Annotated in this window: 21 protein-coding genes; 12 read left to right on the forward strand and 9 right to left on the reverse strand. The window is 65.2% G+C overall.

Going from position 1 to position 24,455, the window contains the following annotated elements; all coding sequences use genetic code 11:
- Positions 1-15 precede the first annotated feature (15 nt).
- The 12 genes from hydA to XI04_RS05210 all read left to right on the forward strand — a co-directional run bounded on the left by hydA (position 16) and on the right by XI04_RS05210 (position 14,886).
- Positions 16-1,485, forward strand: coding sequence for a dihydropyrimidinase (gene hydA / locus XI04_RS05155; RefSeq protein ID WP_271608151.1), 1,470 nt, complete (start codon positions 16-18; stop codon positions 1,483-1,485).
- Between the two features lie 16 nt (positions 1,486-1,501).
- Positions 1,502-2,476 carry an NAD-dependent epimerase/dehydratase family protein gene (locus tag XI04_RS05160; RefSeq protein WP_038947940.1) on the forward strand — a complete coding sequence of 325 codons (975 nt, stop codon included), beginning with the start codon at positions 1,502-1,504 and terminating at the stop codon, positions 2,474-2,476.
- Between the two features lie 51 nt (positions 2,477-2,527).
- Entirely contained in the window at positions 2,528-3,964 is a 1,437-nt protein-coding gene (locus XI04_RS05165; protein ID WP_271608150.1) for an NAD(P)-binding domain-containing protein, read from the forward strand.
- A gap of 114 nt (positions 3,965-4,078) precedes the next feature.
- Positions 4,079-5,698 carry an ABC transporter substrate-binding protein gene (locus tag XI04_RS05170; RefSeq protein ID WP_212429395.1) on the forward strand — a complete coding sequence of 540 codons (1,620 nt, stop codon included), beginning with the start codon at positions 4,079-4,081 and terminating at the stop codon, positions 5,696-5,698.
- Positions 5,699-5,726: 28 nt separating this feature from the next.
- Entirely contained in the window at positions 5,727-6,761 is a 1,035-nt protein-coding gene (locus tag XI04_RS05175; protein WP_095426600.1) for an ABC transporter permease, read from the forward strand.
- Positions 6,758-7,606: an ABC transporter permease gene (locus XI04_RS05180; RefSeq protein WP_018315991.1), complete on the forward strand. Its 849-nt coding sequence runs from the start codon at positions 6,758-6,760 to the stop codon at positions 7,604-7,606. Before XI04_RS05175 ends, XI04_RS05180 begins: the two co-directional genes overlap by 4 nt.
- Positions 7,603-9,273, forward strand: a complete 1,671-nt coding sequence (nikE, locus tag XI04_RS05185) for a nickel ABC transporter ATP-binding protein NikE (protein ID WP_095426524.1) — start codon at positions 7,603-7,605, stop codon at positions 9,271-9,273. Before XI04_RS05180 ends, nikE begins: the two co-directional genes overlap by 4 nt.
- Before the next feature lie 138 nt (positions 9,274-9,411).
- The gene (locus XI04_RS05190) at positions 9,412-11,013 is read left to right on the forward strand and encodes an ABC transporter substrate-binding protein (RefSeq protein ID WP_038947948.1); all 1,602 of its coding nucleotides are present in this window, start codon (positions 9,412-9,414) and stop codon (positions 11,011-11,013) included.
- A gap of 17 nt (positions 11,014-11,030) precedes the next feature.
- The gene (locus XI04_RS05195) at positions 11,031-11,972 is read left to right on the forward strand and encodes an ABC transporter permease (RefSeq protein WP_152103203.1); all 942 of its coding nucleotides are present in this window, start codon (positions 11,031-11,033) and stop codon (positions 11,970-11,972) included.
- Positions 11,969-12,892: an ABC transporter permease gene (locus XI04_RS05200; protein WP_152103202.1), complete on the forward strand. Its 924-nt coding sequence runs from the start codon at positions 11,969-11,971 to the stop codon at positions 12,890-12,892. The genes XI04_RS05195 and XI04_RS05200 overlap by 4 nt, the downstream gene beginning before the upstream one ends.
- Before the next feature lie 15 nt (positions 12,893-12,907).
- Positions 12,908-13,897, forward strand: a complete 990-nt coding sequence (locus XI04_RS05205; protein ID WP_271608149.1) for an ABC transporter ATP-binding protein — start codon at positions 12,908-12,910, stop codon at positions 13,895-13,897.
- On the forward strand, positions 13,894-14,886 hold the full coding sequence (locus XI04_RS05210; RefSeq protein WP_212475834.1) for an ABC transporter ATP-binding protein: 993 nt from the start codon (positions 13,894-13,896) through the stop codon (positions 14,884-14,886). The genes XI04_RS05205 and XI04_RS05210 overlap by 4 nt, the downstream gene beginning before the upstream one ends.
- A 90-nt stretch (positions 14,887-14,976) precedes the next feature.
- Here XI04_RS05210 and XI04_RS05215 read toward each other — a convergent pair whose 3' ends face one another.
- The 9 genes from XI04_RS05215 to XI04_RS05255 form a co-directional block, all read right to left on the reverse strand.
- Positions 14,977-15,264, reverse strand: coding sequence for a YciI family protein (locus tag XI04_RS05215; RefSeq protein ID WP_271608148.1), 288 nt, complete (start codon positions 15,262-15,264; stop codon positions 14,977-14,979).
- Between the two features lie 73 nt (positions 15,265-15,337).
- Positions 15,338-16,315 (reverse strand): sugar ABC transporter substrate-binding protein, encoded by a 978-nt coding sequence (locus XI04_RS05220; protein WP_271608147.1) that lies wholly within the window; start codon positions 16,313-16,315, stop codon positions 15,338-15,340.
- Positions 16,316-16,357: 42 nt separating this feature from the next.
- On the reverse strand, positions 16,358-17,335 hold the full coding sequence (locus XI04_RS05225; protein ID WP_271608146.1) for an ABC transporter permease: 978 nt from the start codon (positions 17,333-17,335) through the stop codon (positions 16,358-16,360).
- Positions 17,332-18,282, reverse strand: coding sequence for an ABC transporter permease (locus XI04_RS05230; protein ID WP_271623533.1), 951 nt, complete (start codon positions 18,280-18,282; stop codon positions 17,332-17,334). Before XI04_RS05230 ends, XI04_RS05225 begins: the two co-directional genes overlap by 4 nt.
- Positions 18,275-19,798 (reverse strand): sugar ABC transporter ATP-binding protein, encoded by a 1,524-nt coding sequence (locus XI04_RS05235; protein WP_271595181.1) that lies wholly within the window; start codon positions 19,796-19,798, stop codon positions 18,275-18,277. The genes XI04_RS05230 and XI04_RS05235 overlap by 8 nt, the downstream gene beginning before the upstream one ends.
- 10 nt (positions 19,799-19,808) lie before the next feature.
- Complete coding sequence (locus XI04_RS05240; RefSeq protein WP_038970495.1) at positions 19,809-21,203, reverse strand: FAD-linked oxidase C-terminal domain-containing protein; 1,395 nt, start codon at positions 21,201-21,203, stop codon at positions 19,809-19,811.
- Positions 21,204-21,261: 58 nt separating this feature from the next.
- The gene (locus XI04_RS05245) at positions 21,262-22,146 is read right to left on the reverse strand and encodes an intradiol ring-cleavage dioxygenase (protein WP_028142485.1); all 885 of its coding nucleotides are present in this window, start codon (positions 22,144-22,146) and stop codon (positions 21,262-21,264) included.
- A gap of 18 nt (positions 22,147-22,164) precedes the next feature.
- Positions 22,165-23,067, reverse strand: coding sequence for an NAD(P)-dependent oxidoreductase (locus tag XI04_RS05250; RefSeq protein WP_095426527.1), 903 nt, complete (start codon positions 23,065-23,067; stop codon positions 22,165-22,167).
- Between the two features lie 20 nt (positions 23,068-23,087).
- Positions 23,088-24,452 carry an amidohydrolase family protein gene (locus XI04_RS05255; RefSeq protein ID WP_271608144.1) on the reverse strand — a complete coding sequence of 455 codons (1,365 nt, stop codon included), beginning with the start codon at positions 24,450-24,452 and terminating at the stop codon, positions 23,088-23,090.
- Positions 24,453-24,455: the final 3 nt, after the last annotated feature.

The raw sequence follows: 24,455 nt of genomic DNA on the forward strand, positions 1-24,455 counted from the left end.
ATCACGGAGTGCCTCATGACTGAACCCACCTACGACCTGATCATCCGCGGCGGACGCGTCGCCACCACCACCGACGTGTTCGAGGCCGACGTTGCCATCTCCGGCGAGACCATCGCTGCGATCGGCCGCGGGCTTCCGGCGGCCAAGCGCGAGATCGACGCGCGCGGCAAGTTGGTGCTGCCCGGCGGCGTCGACAGCCACGCCCATATCGAGCAGCTGTCCGCTGCCGGCATCATGAACGCCGATACGTTCGAGAGCGCGACTGTCTCTGCCGCTTTTGGCGGCACCACGACGGTGATCCCGTTCGCCGCCCAACATGTCGGCATGAAGCTGCCGCAGGTGGTGGAGGATTATCATGCGCTGGCGAAGAAGGGCGCCGTGATCGACTACGCCTTTCACATGATCATCGCGGACGCGACCAAGGAGACGGTCGAGGAGCACATTCCCGCGCTGGTGAAGCAGGGCCACGCCTCGATCAAGATCTTCATGACCTATGACCGCCTCAAGGTCGACGACGAGCCGTTGCTCGACATCCTGCTCGCCGCGCGCCAGTCCGGCGCGATGCTGTGCGCCCATGCCGAAAATCACGGCATCATCGCCTGGATGGTGAAGCGCCTGCTCGCGCGCGGCTACACGATGCCGAAATACCACGCCGTCAGTCATGCCCGTGTCTCCGAAGCCGAAGCCTTCACGCGGCTGATCGGCATGGCCGCGCTGATCGATCAGCCGATCATGGTCTTCCACGTCTCGACCGCCGAAGGCGCCAGAGTGATCCGTGACTCCCGCGGGCAGGGGCTGAAGGTCTTCGCCGAGACCTGTCCGCAATACCTGTTCCTGACCGCGAACGATCTCGACAAGCCCGGCGCGGAAGGCGCCAAGTGGATGTGCAGCCCGCCGCCGCGCACGCATGCAGACCAGGAGGCGCTGTGGCAGGCGCTGTCGCTCGGCGATCTCCAGACCATTTCCTCCGATCATGCGCCGTATCGTTACGACGAGACCGGCAAGCTGCGGGCCGGTCCCAATCCGAATTTCAAGCAAGTCGCGAACGGCCTGCCGGGGCTGGAGCTGCGGCTGCCGCTGCTGTTCGACGCGATGGTGTCGAAGGGGCGGCTGGGCCTGGAAAAGTTCGTCGAGCTGACGTCCACGGCGCCTGCCAAAATCTACAATCTGCACCCCCGCAAGGGCTCGATTGCGATCGGCGCCGATGCCGATATCGCGATCTGGGATCCCAACCGCGAGACCGTGATCGCGGACCAGATGATGCACGATCTCGCCGGCTACACGCCGTTCGCGGGCCGCAAGCTGAAGGGCTGGCCGGTGTCGGTGCTGTCGCGCGGCCGGGTGGTCATCGACGGCAACAAGTGCCTCGCCGATGCCGGCAGCGGAAAATTCCTGGCACGCAGCGGCGGCGAGGCGGCCAAGCCCACCGGCCGTCTCGTCGCCGACATGGACCCGGAACGGAACTTCGGGGCAAAACTGCTGTGATCGCGGATCGCGCGCGATGAGGACCGTCATCTTCGGCGGCACCGGCTTTGTCGGGCTCAACCTCGCCGAGGTGCTGCTCGCGCGTGGGCATGAGGTGACGTTGTATGACCGCAAGCAATTGCCGGCGGGAGCGGAGCGATCCTTCGTCGACGACCGGGAGCGGCTTACCCTTGTTCAGGGCGAGATCACGGACGTCGAGAGGATCGACGTACTTCTGAAACAGGGTTTCGATGCGATTGTCCTTGGCGCTGCGATAACGGCCGGTGATCAGCTCGAGCGATCCACGACCTCGAACATCCTCGAAATTAATGTGATGGCTCAGATGCCGATCCTGAGCGCGGCGATCCGCCGTGGCGTTCGGCGCGTGATCAATCTGTCCTCGGCGTCCGCCTATGGTGCCGCGGGGCACCGTTACCCGGTCCTCGACGAGGAAACGCCGTGCGATCCCATTTCCTTCTACGCGATCAGCAAATTCACCTCGGAACGATCGGTGGCGCGGCACGCCGAGCTCTTTGGCGGTGATTTCCTGAGCGTGCGTTTGAGCGCGGTGTTCGGTCCTTGGGAGCGGATCGGCAAAGTGCGGGATACGCCGAGCCTTCAGTTTCAGATCCTTGCCGAGTTCGCTCGCTGCGGGCTGGCGCTCATGCCAGGTCCAGGAGTGAAGGACTGGATTTATGCCCTAGACGCCGCCGAAGCCGTCGCTGTGCTGATCGAGGCCGAGCGGCCACGCCACCGGCTCTACAACATCTCCAGCGGTGCGGCGTGGTCTGCGCTGCAATGGGGCGAGGCCTTTGCGGCTTTGCATCCCGGTTTGCAATGCCGGCTGGCGGCACCCGGAGAGAGCACCTTCATCAGACTGCAAGGGCCGGAACGCGCTCCGCTCTCGGTTACACGGATGGCGGACGAATTCGGCTGGCACGCGCGGTTCGGCTGCGCAGAGTCTGCGGCGGCGATGAGCACCTGGTGGATGCAGCACCGGGAGGAGATTTGACATGCCACCGCAAGGGCGCTCGGCCATCATCGACGGAGGTTGGCTCGCGGCATGAGCGATGCGCTGACAGAACTCGAAGGGGGCATTCGCGCCGATCTCGCCAGGATCGCGCATCCCGGCGCCGCCTGGCTCGAGCCGAAGACGGGCCCGGACGGCAAGCCTGCGCTGGACGTGCTCATCGTCGGCGCCGGCCAATCCGGCGTGGCTACCGGCTTCGGCCTGATGCGCTCCCGCGTCAGCAACATCCTGCTGCTCGACAAGGCCGCGGAGGGGATGGAGGGCCCGTGGCTGACCTATGCCCGCATGCCGACGCTGCGCAGCCCGAAGGATTATACGGGGCCCGACCTCGATATCCCCAGCCTGACTTATCAGTCCTGGCATGAAGCCCGTTTCGGCAAGGAGAGCTGGCAGGGGCTTGGCCTGATCGAGCGCGAGCATTGGGCGGACTATCTGCTCTGGCTGCGGCGCACGATCGCGTTGCCGGTGCGCAATGGCTGCGAGCTACTGAAGATTGCGCCAGCGGCCGACGGCCTGCTGGCTGCCCTCGTGACACGTGCCGACGGCGTCGAGACGCTCCATGCGCGCAAGATCGTGCTCGCGACGGGGCAGGAGGGCATGGGCGGCTGGATGATCCCCGAGCCGCTGCGCGATCTGCCGGCCGGGTCGGTCGCAACTGTCGCCGACGAGATCGATTTCGAAAACCTTCGCGGCAAGCGCGTCGCCGTGATCGGTGCCGGCGCATCTGCGTTCGACAATGCGGCCACGGCGCTGGAGGCGGGGGCTGCGGAAGTGCACCTACTGTGTCGCCGTGCGCAGATCCAGGTGATCCAGCCCTATCGCTGGCTGACCTTCCGCGGCTTCCTGCGTCATCTCAGCGATCTCGATGATGCCTGGCGCTGGCGTTTCATGCGCACGATCCTGGAAATGCGCGAGGGATTTCCGCAAGCGACCTACGACCGCTGCGCGCGCCACGCCAATTTCACATTGCACGAGGGCGCGCCGATCGAAGCCGCGTGCGCGACCGGAAAAGGCATTGAATTGCACACGCCGCGCGGAACCATCGCGGCGGACTTCGTCATCTGCGGGACCGGTATCGACATGAACTTTGCTGGCCGCGGCGAACTCAGCCGATTTGCCGGCAATATCGCGACTTGGGCCGACCGTTACCAGCCGCCGGACAACGAGCGCAACGAACGGCTCGGCCGCTTCCCTTATCTCGCCGACGACTACGCCTTCACTGAACGCGTGCCGGGCGAGACGCCCTGGATTTCCGACATCCATCTGTTCGCCATCGCCTCGACCATGAGTTTCGGCCCGTCGGGATCGTCGATCAACGCGATGACGACCGCGGTGCCCAAGCTGGTTCATGGCCTGACGCGTGGCCTGTTCCGCGCCGATGTTGCGCGGCACTGGGCCTCGCTCAGCGCCTATGACGTGCCGCAGGCCGTGGTCACGCGGCAAGCGCGAAGCAGCGGGAAATTGCGATGATCATCCATGCGCCGCCGCGACGAAGCGTCCGCAGAAGCGCATCATGAGACTGGCGCGCAACTTGCTTCTTTCTTAACCTGCCTTGCGTTGTTGTCGAAATCTTGGGGAAAACGAATGCGTTTTGTGTCTTTCAGGCCGGCGTCCTCCGTGCTCGCCGCCACTGCGCTGTTGCTCATCGCCACCGCGCCTTCGCAGGCGCAAACCCGGGCGGAGACGCTGCGCTATGTCACCGGCGCATCCGTCAACACGCTCGATCCCAACATCCCCGGTTCGACCCGCGAATCCTTCGCGCTGAGCATGAGCACCTACGACCGGCTGGTGGCGTTCGGTCGCAAGCAGCTCAATGGCAAATGGGTGTTCGATCTCGACAAGATCACCGGCGAGCTCGCCGAATCCTACGACGTCAGCCCCGACGGGTTGAAGCTCACCTTCCGCCTGCGCAAGGATGCAAAATTCCAGGACGGCTCGCCGGTCACGGCCGAGGACGTGAAATGGTCGCTCGATCGCTGCGTCACCGCGCCGATCCTCGGCAAGGCGCAGCTGCTGACTGGCTCCCTGACGTCGGCCGACCAGTTCAAGGTCATCGATCCCCTCACGATCGAGGTGACGTTGCCGAAGCCCGACAAGCTCGCGCTGCCGAACTTGGCCACCGTCTATCCCATGATCATCAATTCGAAGGTGGCGAAGGAGCACGCGACAGCGGATGATCCCTGGGCCACCGCCTGGCTGAAGGAGCACACCGCCGGCAGCGGCGCCTATGTGATCGAGACGTTCAAGCCGGGCGAGCAGGTGATCGTCAAGCGCAACGAGGCCTGGAATCGTGGCTCGCCCGACAAGCCGGCGTTCTTCAAGCGCGTGATCATTCAGTCGGTGCCGGAGCCGGCGACGCGCGCCAATCTGGTCGAGCGCGGCGATGCCGATCTCGTCGTTGATCTGCAGGCCAGCGACGTGCAGTCGCTGGAGTCCAAGGGCAAGCTCAAGGTGATCTCGACGCCGCAATACAATTCGATCACCTTCGTCTCGATGAACAATCAGATCCCGCCTTTCGACAACGTCAATGTCCGCCGCGCCGTCGCCTTCGCGCTGCCCTATGACGACATGTTCAAGGCCGCCCTGTTCGGCCGCGGCGCGCCGCTGTTCGGTGCGAGCTGGCCGGACGGCAAGCCGCTGAACGGCATCTATCCGTTCCAGCAACCCGTCAAGATCGATCTCGACAAGGCCAGGGAATATCTCAAGGCCGCCGGGCTCCCCGAGGGCTTCTCGACCACCTTCAGCTTCAATGTCGGCCAAGCCTCGACCGCCGAGCCGATGGCGGCGCTGGTGAAGGAATCGCTCGGCAAGATCGGGATCAAGGTCGACATCCAGAAGCTGCCGGATGCGCAGATGTCGACGCAGATCAACGAGAAGAAGCTGCCCTTCTACACCGAAGGCATCGTTGCCTGGCTGCCGTCCACGGACTACTTCTACCGCAACTTCTACACCGGCAATCAGCGCTGGAATTACAGCTCGATCAACAACGCGGAGCTCGCCGCGATCGCGCAGGAAGCCCGCTTCGAGCCGGACAAGGCGAAGTATGAGGAAGCAGGCCGCAAGCTCAACGCGATGCATTTCGATCTGATGCCGCAAATCATGCTGTGGCAGCCAAATCAGGATGCGGTGATGGCGTCCTCGATCGAGGGCTACACCTACGAGTTCCACCGCCAGGTCGACTATCGCGATGTCAGCCGCAAGTGATAGCGTCAGACGAAAGGAGCTCTGGAAGGTGAGGACCGGTCTTGGCGCAACGATGGTGCGGGCGGGCGGGCGGCTGCTGTCGTCGCTGCCGGCGCTGTTCGGTGTGCTGGTCTTCACTTTCCTCCTGATGCGCGTCCTGCCCGGCGACCCCGCGGTGTTCTTCGCCTCCGGGCCCAACGCCGGCAAGGAGGAGATCGAGCAGATCCGCAAGCAGATGGGGCTCGACAAGTCGGTGCCGGAGCAGCTCGTGTTCTATCTCTCCGACATCGGCCGCGGCAATCTCGGCCGTTCCATGATGACCGGGCAGCCGGTGCTGAAGGATCTGCGCGAGCGGCTGCCGGCCTCGCTCGAGCTCACCTTCACCGCGCTCCTGATCGCGCTGATCGCCGCGGTGCCGCTCGGCGTGCTCGCGGCCTTGAGGCCGGGCTCCGTCGTCGATCACGGCGTCCGGCTGTTCTGCGCGCTCGGCGTCTGCGTGCCGACTTTTGTGTCGGGCCTGCTGCTGATCTACGTCTTCTACTATCTGCTCGGCCTTGCACCCGATCCGACAGGGCGGATTGACGTCTTCACGTCGCTGCCGCCGCAGCACACCGGGTTTCTCTCGATCGACTTCGTGCTCGCCGGCGATTTCGAGGGCTGGTGGGCGGCCTGCAAGCAGTTGATCCTGCCGGCGGTGAGCATGGCGCTGTTCGTGATTGCGCCGCTGGCGCGGATCACGCGTGCCTCGATGCTGGTCTCGCTCGGCAGTGACTTCGTGCGCACCGCGCGCTCGGTCGGACTGTCCTGGCGCAAGGTGGTCGTGACCTACGCGCTACGCAATGCGATCCTCCCCGTGATCACCATCGCCGGCATCGTATTCTCGACTATGCTGGGCGCCAATGTGCTGGTGGAGAAAGTGTTCTCCTGGCCGGGCGTTGCCTCCTATGCGCTCGATGCGCTGCTGTCCTCCGACTATGCGCCGGTGCAAGGCTTTGTGCTGCTGATGGCCAGCCTGTTTGTGCTGGTCAACCTGGTCGTGGACATCTGCTACGGCATCGCCGATCCCAGGGTGTCGATCGGATGACCAGCGCAACCCTCCGCCATTCGGTCTGGATCCTGCGCGGAAACCCGCTCACCGCCGTTGCCGCCACCGGCGTGCTCCTGTTCGTGCTGGTTGCGATCTTCGGACCGTGGATCGTGCCTTACGATCCCGTGGCCTCCAATGTCTCGGAGGCGTTGCTGCCGCCGAGCGCGGCGCACATTGCCGGCACCGACCAACTCGGGCGCGACGTGTTCAGCCGTCTTATCATCGCCGCGCGTCTAGATCTTGCCATTGCGGTCTCGGCCGTCGGCATCTCCTTCGCGATCGGAGCCGTGGTCGGCTCGTTCTGTGGCTATGCCGGTGGCCGGCTCGATCGCGGCGTCGGCCGCTTCGTCGACGTGATGATGGCCTTTCCGCTGTTCGTGCTGGCGATGGCCATGGTCGCAGCCCTCGGCAACCGGATCGAGAACATCGTGATCGCGACCGCGATCATCAATCTTCCCTTCTACATCCGCTTCGCGCGGGCCGAGGTCAATGTCCGCCGGAATGTCGGTTGGGTGGAGGCGGCGCGGGCCTGCGGCGAGAGCCATTTCTCGGTGGTGCTGCGCTTCCTGCTGCCGAACATCCTGCCGGCGATGGCGGTGCAGATCTCGCTCAACCTCGGCTGGGCCATTCTCAACGCCGCGGGCCTGTCATTCATCGGTCTGGGCGTCAAGCCGCCGACGCCGGAATGGGGCATCATGGTCGCGGAGGGCGCGCGCTTCATCTCGACCGGGCGGTGGTGGCTGGTCGCATTTCCGGGCCTGGCACTGATGATGGCGGTGCTGTGCTTCAATCTCCTCGGGGACGGGATGCGGGACATTCTCGACCCCCGCATGCGCACATGAGCGAGGCGCTGCTCAGCATTGACGACCTCCACGTCGCGTTCTCGACGCGACGCGGCATGGTCGAGGCCGTGCGCGGCGTGACGCTCACGCTCGAGAAGGGCGAGATGCTCGGCCTCGTCGGCGAGAGCGGCTCGGGCAAGTCTGTGACGGGCTTCGCCACGACGCGGCTGCTCGACGCAGCGGGGCGCGTCACCGGCGGCAAGATCCTGTTTCGTGGACAGGACGTGACAAAACTCAGGGGCGATGACCTTCGTCAGCTCCAGGGAGCCGCGATGTCGATGATCTTCCAGAACCCGCGGGCGGCGCTCAATCCGATCCGGGCCATCGGCCTGCAAATCGCGGACGCGATCCTCACCCACAAGCGGATCTCCAAGGACGCCGCGCGCGCCGAGGCGCTGGACCTGCTGCGCGCCGTTCAGATCCGCGAACCCGAGGCGCGGATGAACGCCTATCCGCACGAGCTCTCCGGCGGCATGTGCCAGCGCGTCATGATAGCGATCGCGATCTCCTGCAATCCCGCGCTGCTGATCGCGGACGAGCCGACCACCGGCCTCGACGTCACCACCCAGAAAGTGGTGATGGATCTCCTGGCGGATATCGCCGCCGCGCGCGGCATGGCCACGATCCTGATCACGCACGATCTCGGGCTCGCGGCGCGTTATTGCCGCCGCATCGCCGTGATGGAACGTGGCCGCATCGTCGAGGAGGCGAGTTCCAGGACACTCTTCGGCGCGCCGCAGCACGCTTATACCAGGCGCCTGGTCGCGGCATCGCCGACCGCGACGTCCCGTATCGAAGACCTCGTGACGGAAGAGGAGAGAGAGCGCTACGCGACTGTCGTCGGCAAGCCCCGAACGGAGCTAGCGCACGGCACGCCGCCGCTCCTGGAAGTGCGAAAACTGGCAAAACGCTTCGACCAGGGCTCTGCTGCGGTGTCCGACTTCTCGATGACCATGGCCGGCGGCGAGAGCGTCGGTCTCGTCGGGGAGTCCGGCTCCGGCAAGAGCACGACGTCGCGGATGATCTGCCGCCTGATCGACCCAAGCGAAGGCGACATCGTGTTCGACGGGCATTCGATCGGACACGTGGCCTCGCGCGACTTTCACCGCTCGCCCTTGCGCAAAGACATCCAGATGGTGTTCCAGGATCCGAATGAGAGCCTCAATCCGCGCTTTACGGCCTTCGATTGTATCGCCCACCCCCTGATGCGGCTTGGCGGCATGCGCCCGGGTGAGGCGCTTCGCGAACGGGTGGAGGAATGCGCCGTGCGGGTGGGATTGCCGCTGGATCTGTTGCCGCGGTTTCCGCACCAGCTCTCTGGCGGCCAGAAGGCCCGCGTCGGCATCGCCCGCGCCATCGCCTGCCGGCCGCGGCTCCTGGTGCTGGACGAGCCGACCGCCGCGCTCGATGTCTCGGTGCAGGCGGTTGTGCTGCAACTGCTCGACCGCTTGCGGCGCGAGAACGACATCGCGCTGCTGTTCGTCAGCCACGATCTCAACGTGGTGCGCATGCTCTGCGACCGCACCATCGTGCTGCGCAATGGCGGAATCGTCGAACAGGGCGAGAGCCGGGCGCTGTTCGACAATCCGAAGACCGATTACACGCGCAAGCTGGTCGAGGCGATCCCGCATATCGAGACCGGCGAGATGCTGGCGGCAGCTCTGTGAGGCCTGGGCCGGCCCAAATGGCGGTGAGATCCCGCTGGCGAAGGTCCGGTTAGTGGCATACCATTTGCACGCCAATGGGTTCTGGTTTCACCTGCTCTTGGCCAACGATGGCCGGCATCACGGCATTGGGAGGATTTCATGGATCGCAGGACCGTATTGAAGGGACTGGCTGGCGCGGGCGGTCTGGCATTGACGGGCCTCTCGGCCCCCGCGATCGCGCAAGGCGCATCAGCCCGCACCCTCCGCTTCGTGCCGCAAGCCAATCTCGCCAATTTCGATCCGATCTGGGGCACGCAATATGTCGTGCGCAATGCCGCCGCTCTGGTCTGGGACACGCTTTACGGCATCGATTCCTCGTTGCAGCCGCAGCGCCAGATGGTCGAGTCCGAGGAGACCTCGGACGACGGCAAGACCTGGACGTTCAAATTGCGCCCCGGTCTCAAGTTTCACGACGGCGAGCCGGTGCTGAGCAAGGATGTCGTCGCGAGCCTGTCGCGCTGGGCTGCGCGCGATCCGATGGGGCTGATGATCCTCGCCAACCAGCAGGAATTGACCGTCGTCGACGACCGCACCTTCAAATGGGTCTTGAAGCAGCCCTTCCCGAAAATGCTCTACGCGCTGGCCAAGAACAACGCGCCGTGCTCCTTCGTCATGCCTGAGCGCATTGCCAAGACCGATCCGTTCAAGCAGATCACCGAGTACGTCGGCTCGGGTCCGATGAAATTCGCCAAGGGCGAATGGGTCCCCGGCGCCAAGGCCGTGTTCGAGAAATTCGCAGACTACGTCCCGCGGCAGGAGAAAGCCTCCTGGCTTGCCGGCGGCAAGCAGATCCTGGTCGATCGCGTGGAATGGATCGTGATGCCGGATCCGGCCACCGCGGCCGCCGCCCTGCAGAACGGCGAGGTCGACTGGTGGGAGAATCCGATCGCCGATCTCGTGCCCGTGCTGAAGAAGAACAAGAACATCAGCGTCGACATCGGCGATCCCCTCGGCAACATCGGCTCGTTCCGCATGAACCATCTATTCGCGCCGTTCAACGACGTGCGGGCGCGGCGCGCGGTGCTGATGGCGATGAGCCAGGAAGACTACATGCGCGCGATCGTCGGTGACGACAACGCATTGTGGAAGGCGTTGCCGGGTTTCTTCACGCCGGATACGCCGCTCTACAGCGAGCTCGGCGGCGAGATCCTGAAGGGCAAGCGCGATCTCGATGCGGCCAAGAAGCTGCTGGCCGAAAGCGGCTATTCCGGCCAGCCGGTGACTTGCTTGGTGGCGCAGGATCAGCCGATCACCAAGGCGCAAGGCGACGTGACCGCGGATCTCCTGAAGCGGCTCGGCATGAATGTCGACTTCGTCGCGACGGACTGGGGCACGGTCGGCTCGCGCCGCGCGGCGAAGACGCCGCCCGGGCAGGGTGGCTGGAACATGTTCCACAGCTGGCACGCCGGCGCCGACTGCATCACGCCCGCCGCCTATACCGCCATCCGCGCCAATGGCGAAAAGGCCTGGTTCGGCTGGCCCAATAGTCCGAATACCGAGAAGGAGATCACGACCTGGTTCGACGCCAAGAATCTCGAGGAAGAGAAGGCGGCGATCGGGCGGGTCAACAAGGCGGCGCTCGAGGATGTCGTCTATGCGCCGACCGGCTTCTTCCTGACCTACACGGCCTGGCGCAAGAACGTCTCCGGCATCACCAAGGGGCCGCTGCCGTTCTTCTGGGGTGTGTCGAAGTCTGCATGATCGTGCGTTGAGGCCAGATGCTCTCCTACATCCTCCGTCGCATCGTCGCGACCCTGCCGGTCATGGCAATCGTCGCGCTGTTTGTGTTCAGCCTGCTCTACATTGCGCCGGGTGATCCCGCGGTGGTGATCGCGGGCGACCAGGCGAGTCCGGAGGATGTGGAGCGCATCCGCCAGAGCCTCGGTCTCGATCGGCCCTTCCTGGTCCAGTTCGGAGGCTGGGTCTGGCGCATCCTGCACGGCGATCTCGGCACCTCGATCTTCACCAATCTGCCGGTCTCGGCGATGATCGGACAGCGCTTAGGGCCGACGCTGTCGCTGATGATCGTCACGCTGCTGCTCACGATCGTGGTGGCAGTGCCGCTCGGCGTGGTGGCGGCCTGGAAGGCCGGCAGCCTGATCGACCGCGTCATCATGGGCTTTGCCGTGTTCGGCTTCTCGTTGCCCGTCTTCGTGGTCGGCTACATGCTCGCCTACATCTTCGCGCTCGAGCTCGAATGGCTGCCGGTGCAGGGCTATACGCCGCTCAACCAAGGCTTCTGGCCGTGGCTCGAGAACCTGATCCTGCCCGCGATCGCGCTCGGCTGCGTCTACATCGCTCTGGTGGCGCGCATCACGCGCGCCGCCATGCTCGAAGTGTTGCAGCAGGACTATATCCGCACCGCGCGCGCCAAGGGCCTCGGGCAGGGCGGCATCCTGTTCATTCACGCGCTGAAGAACGCGGCGGTGCCGATCGTGACCGTGATCGGGATCGGCATCGCGCTCCTGATCGGCGGCGCGGTCGTCACCGAAAGCGTGTTCGCGATCCCCGGCCTCGGCCGGCTCACGATCGATGCGATCCTGCGCCGCGATTATCCCGTCATCCAGGGCATCGTCCTGCTGTTCAGCTTCGTCTACGTCCTCGTCAATCTGATGATCGACGTCATTTATACGCTCGTTGACCCGAGGATCCGCTATTGACCGACACGACCCTCAATCCGCAGGCGCTTCCGGCCGGGCTCGTTCTTGCGCCACAACTGCCGGAAATCCTGCGGCCGGTCACGATCCGGCGCGGCTTCGTCGGGTTTTTGCGCGGCCATCCGACGGTCGCCATTGGTGGCGCGCTGCTGCTGACGCTCGTGCTTATCGCGGTCTTCGCGCCTTATCTCGGAACGGTCGATCCGACCGCGCTCGCCCCTGCCAAGCGCACGCGTGCGCCGTCCGCCGATTTCTGGTTCGGCACCGACGTGCTCGGCCGCGACATCTACTCGCGCGTGCTGTTCGGGGCGCGGGTCTCGCTCACGGTCGGCCTGTCGGTCGCGATCTTCGCATCCGTGGCGGGTCTTGCCATCGGCATGGTCTCCGGCTTCATCCGCTGGGCCGACGGCATCCTGATGCGCTTCATGGACGGCTTGATGTCGATCCCGCCGATCCTGCTGGCGATCGCGCTGATGGCGCTGACGCGGGGGAGCGTCGGCAACGTCATCCTCGCCATCACCGTCGCCGAGATCCCGCGCGTTTCGCGGCTCGTGCGCAGCGTGGTGCTGTCGCTGCGCGAGCAGCCCTATGTAGATGCCGCGGTCGCCTGCGGCACGCGCACACCGATGATCATCCTCCGCCACATCCTGCCCAATACGCTTGCGCCGATGCTGGTGCAGGCGACCTACATCTGCGCCAGCGCCATGATCACCGAGGCGATCCTATCCTTCATCGGCGCCGGAACACCGCCGACCATTCCGTCCTGGGGCAACATCATGGCCGAGGGCCGCGCGCTGTGGCAGGTCAAGCCCTACATCGTGTTCTTTCCGGCGGCCTTCTTGTCCGTCACCGTGCTTGCGGTGAATCTGCTCGGCGACGGCCTTCGCGATGCGCTCGATCCGCGCATGGCCAAGCGTCTCTGACCGGGGCTGATCGCGATGGCGCTGCTCGAAGTCGATAACCTCCAGACTCATTTCCGCACCCCCGGCGGCATCAACCGCGCGGTGGACGGGGTGTCTTTCCATGTCAACGAGGGCGAGACGCTGGCCATCGTCGGGGAGTCCGGCTGCGGCAAGTCGGTGACATCGATGTCGCTGATGCGGCTGATCCCGGAGCCGCCGGGCAGGATCGCAGGTGCGATCCGCTTTGCCGGGAGAGACCTGCTGCAACTCTCCGATCGCGAGATGCGCGCGATCCGTGGCAACGACATCTCGATGATCTTTCAGGAGCCGATGACCAGCCTCAATCCGGTTCTGACCGTCGGCCGGCAGATCCGCGAGACGCTGATGATCCATCAGGGGCTGGACAAGCAGGCGGCCGAGGCGCACGCGATCGAGATGTTGACGCTGGTCGGCATTCCCGAGCCGAAGCGGCGCGTGCGCGAATATCCGCACCAGCTCTCCGGCGGCATGCGCCAGCGCGTGATGATCGCCATTGCGCTGGCCTGCAATCCCAAGCTTCTCATTGCCGACGAGCCGACCACCGCGCTCGACGTGACGATCCAGGCGCAGATCCTCAAGCTGATGCTGGACCTCAAGCGCCGGGTCGGCGCCGCCATCATCCTGATCACCCACGACCTCGGCGTTGTCGCCGAGATCGCCGAGCGCGTCATGGTGATGTATGCGGGCCGCAAGGTCGAGGAAGCGCCGGTGGCGGAACTGTTCCGCTCGCCGCGTCATCCCTATACGCAGGGCCTGTTAGGTGCGGTGCCGCGGCTCGGCTCGTCGCTCACGGGCACGGCAAGACGGCTCGCCGAAATTCCCGGGCAGGTGCCCGATCTCAGAAAGCCGATCACCGGCTGCGTCTTTGCCGGTCGCTGTGCGCTCGCGACCGATCTGTGCCGCCAATATGCGCCGGGGCTCGATGAGAAGGGCCCTCGTCACGTCGCCGCCTGCCACTATGCGGCCAAAGGAGCTGTCGCGGCATGAGCCCTCCGCTGCTCCAGGTCAACGACCTCAAGAAGCACTTTCCGGTCAAGTCCGGCCTGTTCGGCCGCAAGTCCGAATTCGTCTATGCGGTCGACGGCGTCTCCTTCGAGATCGCGCGCGGCGAGACGCTGTCGCTCGTCGGTGAGTCCGGCTGCGGCAAGTCGACGGTCGGCCGCGCCATCTTGCGGCTGTTCGACATCACCGCGGGCCAAGTCATCCTCGACGGCCAGCGTATCGACGACGCACATCCGGGCACGATGCGCCAGATGCGCCGGCGCGTGCAGGTGGTGTTCCAGGATCCGTTCTCCAGCCTCAATCCGCGCATGCGGGTGCGTGACATTCTGGCCGAGCCAATCCGGAATTTCGGCCTCGCCAAATCCGCCGAGGATCTCGAGGTCCGCGTCACCTCCCTGATGGACACGGTGCGGCTGCCGCGCGAGGCGCTGAACCGCCGGCCGCACGAGTTCTCCGGCGGCCAGCGCCAGCGCATCGGCATCGCGCGGGCGCTCGCGGCCGAACCCGAGCTGATTGTGTGCGACGAGGCGGTCTCGGCGCTCGACGTCTCGGTCAAGGCGCAGATCGTCAATTTGCTGCAGGATCTCCAGAGCGAGTTCGGCCTCGCGCTGCTGTTCATCAGCCACGACCTCGCGATCGTCGAGCACATGACCCACCGCGTCGCCGTGATGTATCTCGGCAAGATCGTCGAGATAGCGCCCCGCCGAGAGATCTTTGCCGCGCCAAGGCATCCCTACACCAGAGCGCTGCTGTCCGCGGTGCCGCTCCCCGAGCCCGGCGCCCAGCGCAATCCCATCATCCTCAAGGGCGACGTGCCGAGCCCGATCAATCCACCGAAAGGATGCCGCTTCCACACCCGCTGCCCGCTCGTATTCGATCGCTGCCGGGTCGAAGAGCCGGTGCTTCGCGCAACTGGGACCGAGCAGTGGGTGGCCTGTCATCTCGAAGACGGATCTGTGGCGGCGAGCGGTTGAAGGGTGGGATTCGCGCCGGAAATTCGTCAGCAAAAACAACCCCATTCTACTGTGCATGGGGTTGTTTTCGCATTTTTGATTTAACCGGCCTCAACCCTGCCGGCGCAGGAAGCCCGTGATCGTGACCTTTTCCCAGATGCCGGCCGCGGCAAAGGGGTCGGCACGGTTGAAGGCCTCGACGTCGCCACGGTCGGGCGCCTCGATCAGAAATAGGCTGCCGATCATCGTTTGACCATCGTCGGAGACGAGCGGCCCCGACATCACGATCTTGACGCCGAAGCGCGAGGTGTCGCTGAGGAAAGCCTTGTGGGCATCGTAATTGGCAAGCCGGGTCGGCAGCGCGCCGGCGCGGTCGACGGCGTGAATGGCGAACAGCATGGTGGTCTCCGTTTCTTGACTCGGTTCTTGGGACGGCCGCCGCGACGGCCGTCCGAGATTGTCGTGAGTGCGCTTACTTCGCGCTGAGCTTGCCGGCCTCCTCGAAGGTCGGGCAGGTCCGCTGCTCCAGCGGCACGTCGAACGGCCCAAAATTGTCCTTGGTGATGACAGTCGGCTTCAGCACGATCTCGGCGATGACGGGCTGGTTGCGCAAGGACCGGATCGCCATCATGGTGCCGAGGCAGCCTTGGGCAAATCCATTGTAGTCGCCGCTTGCGAGCAGCTTGCCGGACTTGATCGCGTCGATCGCCTCCTTGGTACCGTTGATGCCGATCACCTGGGCCTTGCGGTTGGCGCCGTCGAGCGCCTCGATCGCGCCGACCGCCATGGCGTCGTTGGCCGCCAGCACGCCGTCGATCTGCGAATTCGACTGCATCAGGTTTTCCATGACCTGAAGCGCCTGGAGGCGCTGGTAGTTACCCGGCTGCGACGCCAGGAGTTTCGCACCGGGGGTCTCCTTCAGCGCGTCGTTGAAGCCGCGGACGCGATCGACATTGGTCAGCGAGCCCTTGACGCCTTCGATGATGACGATGTTGCCCTTGCCGCCCAGCGTCTTGAGCAGGAAGCGCGCGGTCTCGAGCCCGAGGCTGTAATCGTCGGCGCCGACGAAGGAGAGGAACTTGCCGCCCGCGGAGCGGTCGGTGATGTTGACGACGGGGATCTTGGCCTCGTTGATCTTCTCGACCCCGGGCACCATCGCCTTGTAGTCGACCGGCGTGAACACGATCGCGCTCGGCTTCTTCACGACGACGTCCTCGATCTGGCTCAGCTGCTCCGGGATGCTGTCGGGCTTGGTCGGGATGTATTGCAGCGTCTTTGCGTTCAGCGTCTTCGCCATGTTGTCGGCGCCGACCCGCACCGTCTGGAAGAACGGGTTGGTCTGGTTCTTGGTGAAGACGGCGATGGTCTCGCCGTCGGCGCGCGCCTCGCTGGTGAACGCGGCCGCCACCAGTAGCGGCAGTGCGAGGTAAGCCAGTTTATGTTGTCTCATGTTGCCTCCATCCCTCATTTTGCTTGTTGGAACTCAATGAACTCATTGCGCGCGGCGGCGGGTCTTCATGTCGAGCCACACCGCGAGAATGACGATGATGCCTGTCACCAGCGGCTGCCAGTTGGCGCTGACCGAGAGCAGGTTCATGCCGTTCAGCACCAGCGTCAGGATCAGCGCGCCGATGAAGGTGCCGAACACGGTGCCGACGCCGCCGAACAGTGAGGTGCCGCCGATAAGCACGGCCGCGATCGCGGGCAGCGTCAGGCTCTCGCCGATGTCGGCCTCGGCCGAATTGAGCCGTGACAGGAAGATGATCGAGGCGAGCCCCGCCATGGTGCCGGAGACGGCATAGACCAGCAGCAGGCGGCGCGCGACCCGGATACCGGAGAGGCGGGCCGCAACCGGATTGGCGCCGATCGCATAGATCTCCTGGCCCCAGATCGTGCGCTGCGCGAAGAACGTTCCGATTCCGAGGAACAACAGCAGGAGATAGACCGGGATCGGCAGGCCGAACAGATAGCCGCTACCGATCTGGCGGAAGCCCGCGGGGAAGCCGTGCAGGGTTTCGCCCGCCATGTACCAATAGGTGAGGCCGTTCAGCACCCAGAGCATGCCATAGGTGGCGATGAAGGAGGGGATGCGCAGCGCGGTGACCATGACGCCGTTGAGCAGGCCAACGATGCCGCCGCAGGCAAGCCCGGTGAGGATGCCGAGCGCCGGCGAGCCGGTCTTGTGGATCACGGTCCCGGCGATGCAGGCCGACAGCGCAACATTGGCGCCGACGGAGAGGTCGAGGCCGGCCGTCAGCACCACCAGCGTCAGGCCGGAGGCGATGAAGAAGGTCAGGCTCGCCTGCCGGAGCACGTTGAGGATGTTGCCGAGGCTCAGGAAGGAATCGCTGAGCACGGCGAGCACCGCGCAGATCAAGAGGGCCGCGAGCAGGCGATAGAACACCTGGATCGCATCCTGCGACAGGAAGGAACGGGGCGGCATCATCGCCTCTTTGGTGATGTCGGTCATGCCCGGCTCCTGAGACCATCGAGGAACAGCGCGACGATGACGAGGACGCCGACGCTTGCGACCTGCACCGAGGACGGCAGCGAGATCAGGTTCAACCCGTTGCGCAACACGCCGACCGAGAGGACGCCGAGCAGGGTACCGAGCAGCCAGCCATTGCCGCGCTCGAACGAGGTGCCGCCGACCGCGACGGCGGCGATGGCATCGAATTCAAGTCCGAGGCCGGCGGTGGGGTGGCCGGAATTCATCCGCGCGGTCATCAACAGGCCCGCGATGCCCGCCATGGCGCCACCGATCGCGTAGGCCGCGATCAGCAGACGGTTCGGCGAGAGGCCGGCATAGCGCAGCGCCTCGCGATTGCCGCCGAGTGCGAAAATGTAGGTGCCGAAGCGGGTGTGATAGAGCAGGCCGTGGAACGCCGGGTAGGTCACGAGAGCCATCACGATCGGCACGGGAATGCCGAGCAGCGTCGCTGAATAAATGTCGCGGACGCTGTGGGGGATGCCGACCACGCTCTGGCCGTCGCTGACGATCAGCGACAGGCCCTGCGCCATGCCGAGCGTACCGAGCGTGGCGACGAAGGGCGGAATGCCCAGGATCGCCACCAGCCAGCCGTTGGCGACGCCGAAGGCCGCGCCGACCAGCAGGCCGGCGCCTAAACCGAGCAGCATCGATTTGGTGGCGAGCGACACGATCGCGACGCAGAGCGAGGTCAGCGTCAGCACCGCGCCCATCGACAGGTCCAGCCCCTCGGTCATGATGATCAGCGTCATCGGCAGCGCGAGCATGGTCAGGATGGTCGACTGCACGAGCACGTTGGAGAGGTTGGCGACCGACAGGAAGCCGGGCGCGATCACGCTGAACAGCGTGATCAGGAGCACCAGCACGATGGCAACGCCGGGAATGCGTTGCAGCGGATTGGGCTGTGAAACGACCGCGGCCTCACGCATGATGCATCCCCAGTCGCACGATGTTCTCCTCGGTCAGTTCGTTGCGGTTCAGGTGGCCGGCGATGCGCCCCTCGCGCATCACATAGGCGCGGTCGCAGACATGGCAGATCTCGACCTGTTCGGACGAGATCATCAGCGCCGCCGCGCCTTCCGCAACCAGGCGGTCGATCAGCGCGAAGATCTCGGACTTGGCGCCGATGTCGATGCCGCGCGTCGGCTCGTCGAAGATGAAGAGCTTTGAGCCGGCCGCCAGCCATTTGCCGATCACGACCTTCTGCTGGTTGCCGCCCGAGAGCAGGCCGACGGTCTGACGCGCACTCGGTGTCGCGATCCTCAATTGCCGGATCAGGGCATCGGAGGTGCGCTGCGCACCGCGCTGGTCGAACAGCCCGCTCGGGAACAGCTTTCGCAGCGCCGACACCACCAGATTGTCGCTCACCGACCGCAGCAGCGCGAGACCTTCGCTCTTGCGACTCTCCGGGATCAGCGCGATGCCGCGGCGGGCGGCAAGATCAGGTTCGCCCGAGATGGCCTTGCCGTCGAAGATGATCTCGCCCGACGTCACGGGATCGGCGCCGAAGATGGCGCGCGCGACTTCGCTGCGGCCCGAGCCGACCAGGCCGCACAGGCCGACGATCTCGCCGCGGCGCACCTCGATGTTGATGTCGGAGATGCCGGTCGAGGCGGTCAGGCCCTTGACCTCGAGCAGCAGCTCGCCAGGCTTGTCGGCAAAATTGCGCGGATAGGTCATGTCGACGTTGCGGCCGACCATCATGCGGACGAGCTGGTCCGGCGTGACGTCGGCGGGCCGGACGCCGTCGATGCGTCGGCCGTCGCGCAGTACCGTGATACGATCACCGAGTGCGAACACTTCGGCCATGCGGTGCGAGATGTAGACGATCGACACGCCGTCGGCCTTCAGCCGTGCGATAAGGGCAAACAGCAGCTCGGTCTCGCGGTCGGACAGCGCCGCGGTCGGCTCGTCCATCACGAGGATGCGGGCGTCCTGGCTGATCGCCTTGGCGATCTCGACCATCTGCTGCTGCGCGACGCCGAGCTTGTCGACGATGGTGGAGGGATCGATGTCGAAGCCGATGGTGTCGAGCACGCGCTTTGCGTCAGCCAGGATCTTGCGGCGATCGATGGTGCCGGGGATGTGACCTTTCGGCTCGCGGCCGAGGAAGATGTTCTGTGCGATATCGAGATAGGGGACCAGCGAGAATTCCTGGAAGATTACGGCAATGCCGAGCTTCTGCGCATCCGCGGTCGAGGAGATCGCGACCTTCTTGCCCTCAAAATAGAACTCGCCAGCGTCGGCGCGGTAGGCACCGCACAGCACCTTCATCAGGCTCGACTTGCCGGCGCCGTTCTCCCCGAGCAGCATGTGGACTTCGCCGGGGTAGACGGCAAAGGACACGTCATCCAGCGCCTTGACGCCGGGAAACTCCTTGCTGATGCCGCGCAGCTCCAGCAGCGGGGTGGGCGAGGTGACCTCGATGGGAAGCGCGTCGCTCATGCCTTGTCACTCATGCCTTGGCTCCGCTCGCAAAGATCTTTCCGGGGTTCATCAAATCATTCGGATCGAGCGCGGCCTTGATGGATCGCATCACATCGACGGCTTCGCCAAGCTCGTCGGTGAGATAGTCGATCTTGCCGAGCCCGATGCCATGCTCGCCGGTACAGGTGCCGTCCATGGCGATGGCGCGGGCGACCATGCGGGCCTGAAGCGCCTTGGCGCCTTCGGCCTCCTCGGGCTGAGCCGGGTCGATCAGGATCAGCATGTGGAAATTGCCGTCGCCGACATGGCCAACGATCGGCGCGGTAAAGCCGTGCTCGTCAGCGTCGCGCCGCGTCTCGGTCAGGCATTCCGCTAGCCGCGAGATCGGCACGCAGACATCGGTGATCACGGCGCGCGCGCCGGGCCGGAGGCCGAGGCCGGCATAGAGCGTGTTGTCGCGGGCGTGCCAGAGCCGGCTGCGGTCTTCCTGTGCCTTGGCCCAGGCAAAGCCATGGCCGCCATGGTCGGCGGCGATCGCCTGCGCGGCCTCGGCCTGCTCCGCGACCGAGGTCTCGGATCCGTGAAATTCGAAGAACAGGGTTGGCGCTTCGCGGTAACCGAGCTTGGCATAGGCATTGATGCCGCGCATCATGACGTCGTCGAGCAGCTCGATGCGCGCCACGGGGATCGCGGACTGGATCACGGAGATCGCGGTATCGACGGCGTCGTGCAGGGTGCCGAAGCTGCAGACCGCGGCCGAGATCGCCTGTGGGACGGGATGCACCTTCAGCGTGATCTCGGTGATGATTCCGAGCGTGCCCTCCGCGCCGACGAACAGGCGCGTCAGGTCGTAGCCGGCTGCCGACTTCCGCGCACGCTTCGCGGTCCGGATCACGCGGCCGTCGGCCAGCACCACCTCCAGCGCCATGACATTGTCCTTCATCGTGCCGTAGCGCACCGCCATGGTGCCGGAGGCGCGCGTCGAGGTCATGCCGCCAATCGAGGCGTCGGCGCCGGGGTCGATCGGGAAGAACAGGCCGGTGTTGCGCAGCTCTGCATTGAGCTGCTTGCGGGTAATGCCGGGCTGCACCACGACATCCATGTCGCTGTCGTGCACGCTGAGCACCCTGTTCATGCGGGCGAAGTCGAAGCAGACGCCGCCCGCGACCGAGGCCGCATTGCCTTCGAGCGAGGTGCCGGCGCCGTACGGGACGATCGGCATGCCCGCGCTCGCGCACAGCTTGACGATCTCCGCGACCTCCTGCGTGGTCTCAGGGAAGACGACGATGTCCGGCGGCAAATTGCGATAATGCGACTCGCTCTGCCCGTGCTGATCGAGCACGCCGCGCGCAACGCTCGCGCGCGGGCCGATCATGCCCGTGAGGCGCTCGGCCAAGATGCTCGTGCTGACCCGCGGTCCCATCCTCAGCTCCCGTCTGCCCCCTGTTGCCGGACTCTTGCTGGTCCGTCGCCGCTCTAGCTTAAGCGGCTCTTGCGTTGCTCGCGACCTGCTTTAGGCCGAAATCATAGTTGAGATGGAAATACTCGCTGTCCACCATGCGACCATCCGGCGCACGGCCGGCCGGATGCCGGGTGAATTCGCGGATCAGGCTGTCTTTGACGCCGAACACCACGTCCGAGTCGAGATACTGGTCGCCGGCAACGAACACGTGTGTGACGAGCTGCTCGAAGCCGGGCGCGGAAATCATGAAATGCACATGCGCGGGGCGCCAGGGATGGCGGCCCTGCGCCTCGAGCATCTCGCCGACCGGGCCGTCATGCGGAACGGGATAGGCGGCCGGCTTGATCGACCAGAAATGGAATCTGCCGTTGGCGTCGGTGTGGAAGCGCGCGCGCATCGCGAGATCGCCAATGGCATCGAGCTGCTGCACGTCGTAATAACCATCATCGTCGGAGTGCCAGACGTCGACGACGGCACCCACGAGCGGCTTGCCGTCGACGGTCGCCACCGAGCCGGTGACCAGCATCGGATCGCCCTCCATCGGACCGGAGATATCCGCGCCGCTGTCCTTTTCCGGTGCGGCCTGGACGAAGAACGGGCCGAGCACCGTGGTTTCGGTCGCGCCCTCTGGCACCGGATGGTTGATCGCGTCGACCAGCATGGAGACGCCGAGCGTGTCCGACAACAGGATGAACTCCTGGCGCTTGTCGTCGCACATGTGGCCGGTGCGGGTCAGGAAATCGATGCCGAATTCCCATTCCTTCTGGGTCGGCCGCACCTCGCGGACGAAGGCATGAAGGTGGCGCACCAGCGCTTCGCTGACCTGCTTGATGCGCGGATCGGTTGCGTCCTTGATCCGCTCCAGCACGGCGTCGGTGATCGTGTTCTCGTTGAAATTGCGCATATGTGTGCCTTCCGCCGATCAGAGTTTGGGCTCGCCGAGCCCGGACAGCCGTTCCAGGTGCTTGACCGTCGCGATGAAGTCGGTGTCGCCGTCGCCTTGCGCGACCAGCGAGCCGTAGGTCTCGCGGACCTGGGCCGCGAGCTGCAACGGCACGCCGACGGCATGGCCGGCACCCAGGATCAGGTCGAGATCCTTGGCCATCTGCTTGCAGGAGAAGGTCGACTCGAAATCGCGGGTTCGTAGCGGCGCGGTCTTGTATTTCACCATCGGCGAGGCCACCGCGCTGTCGTCGAGCACCTTCAAGATATCCTGCCAGGCGATGCCGCCCTTGCGCGCCAGCGCCAGGCTCTCGGCCATCATCGCGGCCGACACCGCGATCATCAGATTGACCGAGAGCTTTGCGTAGCGGGCTTCCTCAGCTGGTCCAAGATAGGTCTGTGCGCGGGTGAAGGCGGCGAACAGCGGCTTTGCGTTTTCGAAGGCGTCATTCGGCCCCGAGACGAAGCAGGTCAAGGCGCCGGTATGAACGATGCTGGCATTGCCGGAGACCGGTGCGCGCAGATAGGCAATCCCGCGGGCCTGTGCCGCGGCCGCGACTTCAGTAGAAGCCTCGACACTGACAGTGCTGGTTTCGATCAAAATGGCGCCCGGCGCCATCGCGGCGATGACGCCGGTGGGGCCGAGCAGGGCGCCGCGCAACGCGACGTCGTCGGGCAGGGAGGTGACGACAGCCGCCTTGCCGCTCACGGCCTCGGCCGGCGATGCGGCAATCGCAATACCTTGCGCGCGTGCCTCGTTGATCCGCGCCGCGCTCTGGTCGAACGCGGTGACGGCAAAACCGGCCTTGGCGACGAGCGCCGACATCGGCAGCCCCATCTTGCCGATCCCGATGAAAGCGATGTTTTTCGAGGTATCTGTCATTGTTGTTGTCCGTTGGTGCCTCAGGCGGCGCGTCCCTGTCGTTCGATGTCCTGCACCAGCCGCCGGCCGGATTGCGCCAGCAGCTCTTTCTTGGTCTCCAACCCCTCAGCCAGCAGTCGGCCGTTCCGCTTCTTCCAGGCGCCGCCGATCATGACGGCCTCGATATTGGCGAGGCTCGTCTGCATCACGACGGTGGCGACGGGATCATGCACCGGGACGAGGTTGAGATCGGAGACGTTGATGATGACGAGATCGGCGAGCTTGCCTGGCGTCAGCGAGCCGATCTGGCGCTCGCGGCCGAGCATGCGGGCGCCTTCCGTCGTGATCCAGCGCAGCGCCTCGCGCACGGGGATCGTGGTCGTCGCGGGGATGGTGCCGCGGGTCTTGCGGGACTCCGCATTGTCGAGCGACCGCTGCATCGAGAGCGCAATGCGCGCGGCGGAGAACAGGTCGCCGGCCAGGATGGATTCGAGGTCAATGCCGATGGTCGGCCGCACGCCACGCCTGAGCAACCGTCCGGTGATCGGAAAGCCATGGCCCTGGATCATCTCGTTCTCGGGCGTCACCGAGAAGGAGACGCCGAGATCGACCATCATGTCGAGGAGATTGTCGGGCAAATCGTTGCCATGGACGATGTTGATGTCGGTGCCGACGAGGCCGGCTTCGATCAACTTCTCCCAGCCGCCGGGCGTCTTGGCCGGACCGCCGCCCTGATGCATCGATGCAATCAGCTTGAGCTCGCGCGCCATGCGGAAATCATGCATGGCGACCTCGAGCGTCGAATAATGCGGGCCGAGGATCGCAAGGCCCAGCGTGACCAGGCCGTCGCGGTCGGCAAGGGGGCCTGCGAGCAGCCGCTCGACCTCGCGGCGCGGATGCGGCACTTCCGAGAAATGCGGCTCGCCGGGCTTTGGCTCCGGCTTTGGCGAGCCATGGAAGAACGCGGCACGAATGCCGCTCTCGATCAGGCCGCGCACGGCAGCGTCGGTATGATCAGGTGTCGGATTGTTGTGACACCAGTCGACGAGTGTTGTCGTGCCGCAGTTGATCTGGTTCAGCGCGCCGACCAGCGTCGCGATATGGATGTCGTCGGGCCGGAACACGGTGGCCAGCCCGGCATGCATGCGGCGGAAATATTCCAGCAGTGTCCAGTTCGCGGCATAGCCGCGCAGGCCCGTCTGCCAGGTGTGCATATGCGCGTTGATCAGGCCGGGGATGACGATGCGACCCTTTCCGTCGATGATCTCCGTATCGGTCGCGACATCGATCGATGGTCGCACCTCGACGATCCGGTTGCCCTCGACCAGCACGTCGCCGGTGCCGAGGTCGCCGATCGCGTCATCCATGCTGATGACGGTCGCGGATCTGATCAGCGTGCGCCGCATCCC

Origin of the sequence: Bradyrhizobium sp. CCBAU 11430, assembly GCF_028128855.1 — a bacterium.
GTDB classification, from domain to species: domain Bacteria; phylum Pseudomonadota; class Alphaproteobacteria; order Rhizobiales; family Xanthobacteraceae; genus Bradyrhizobium; species Bradyrhizobium ottawaense.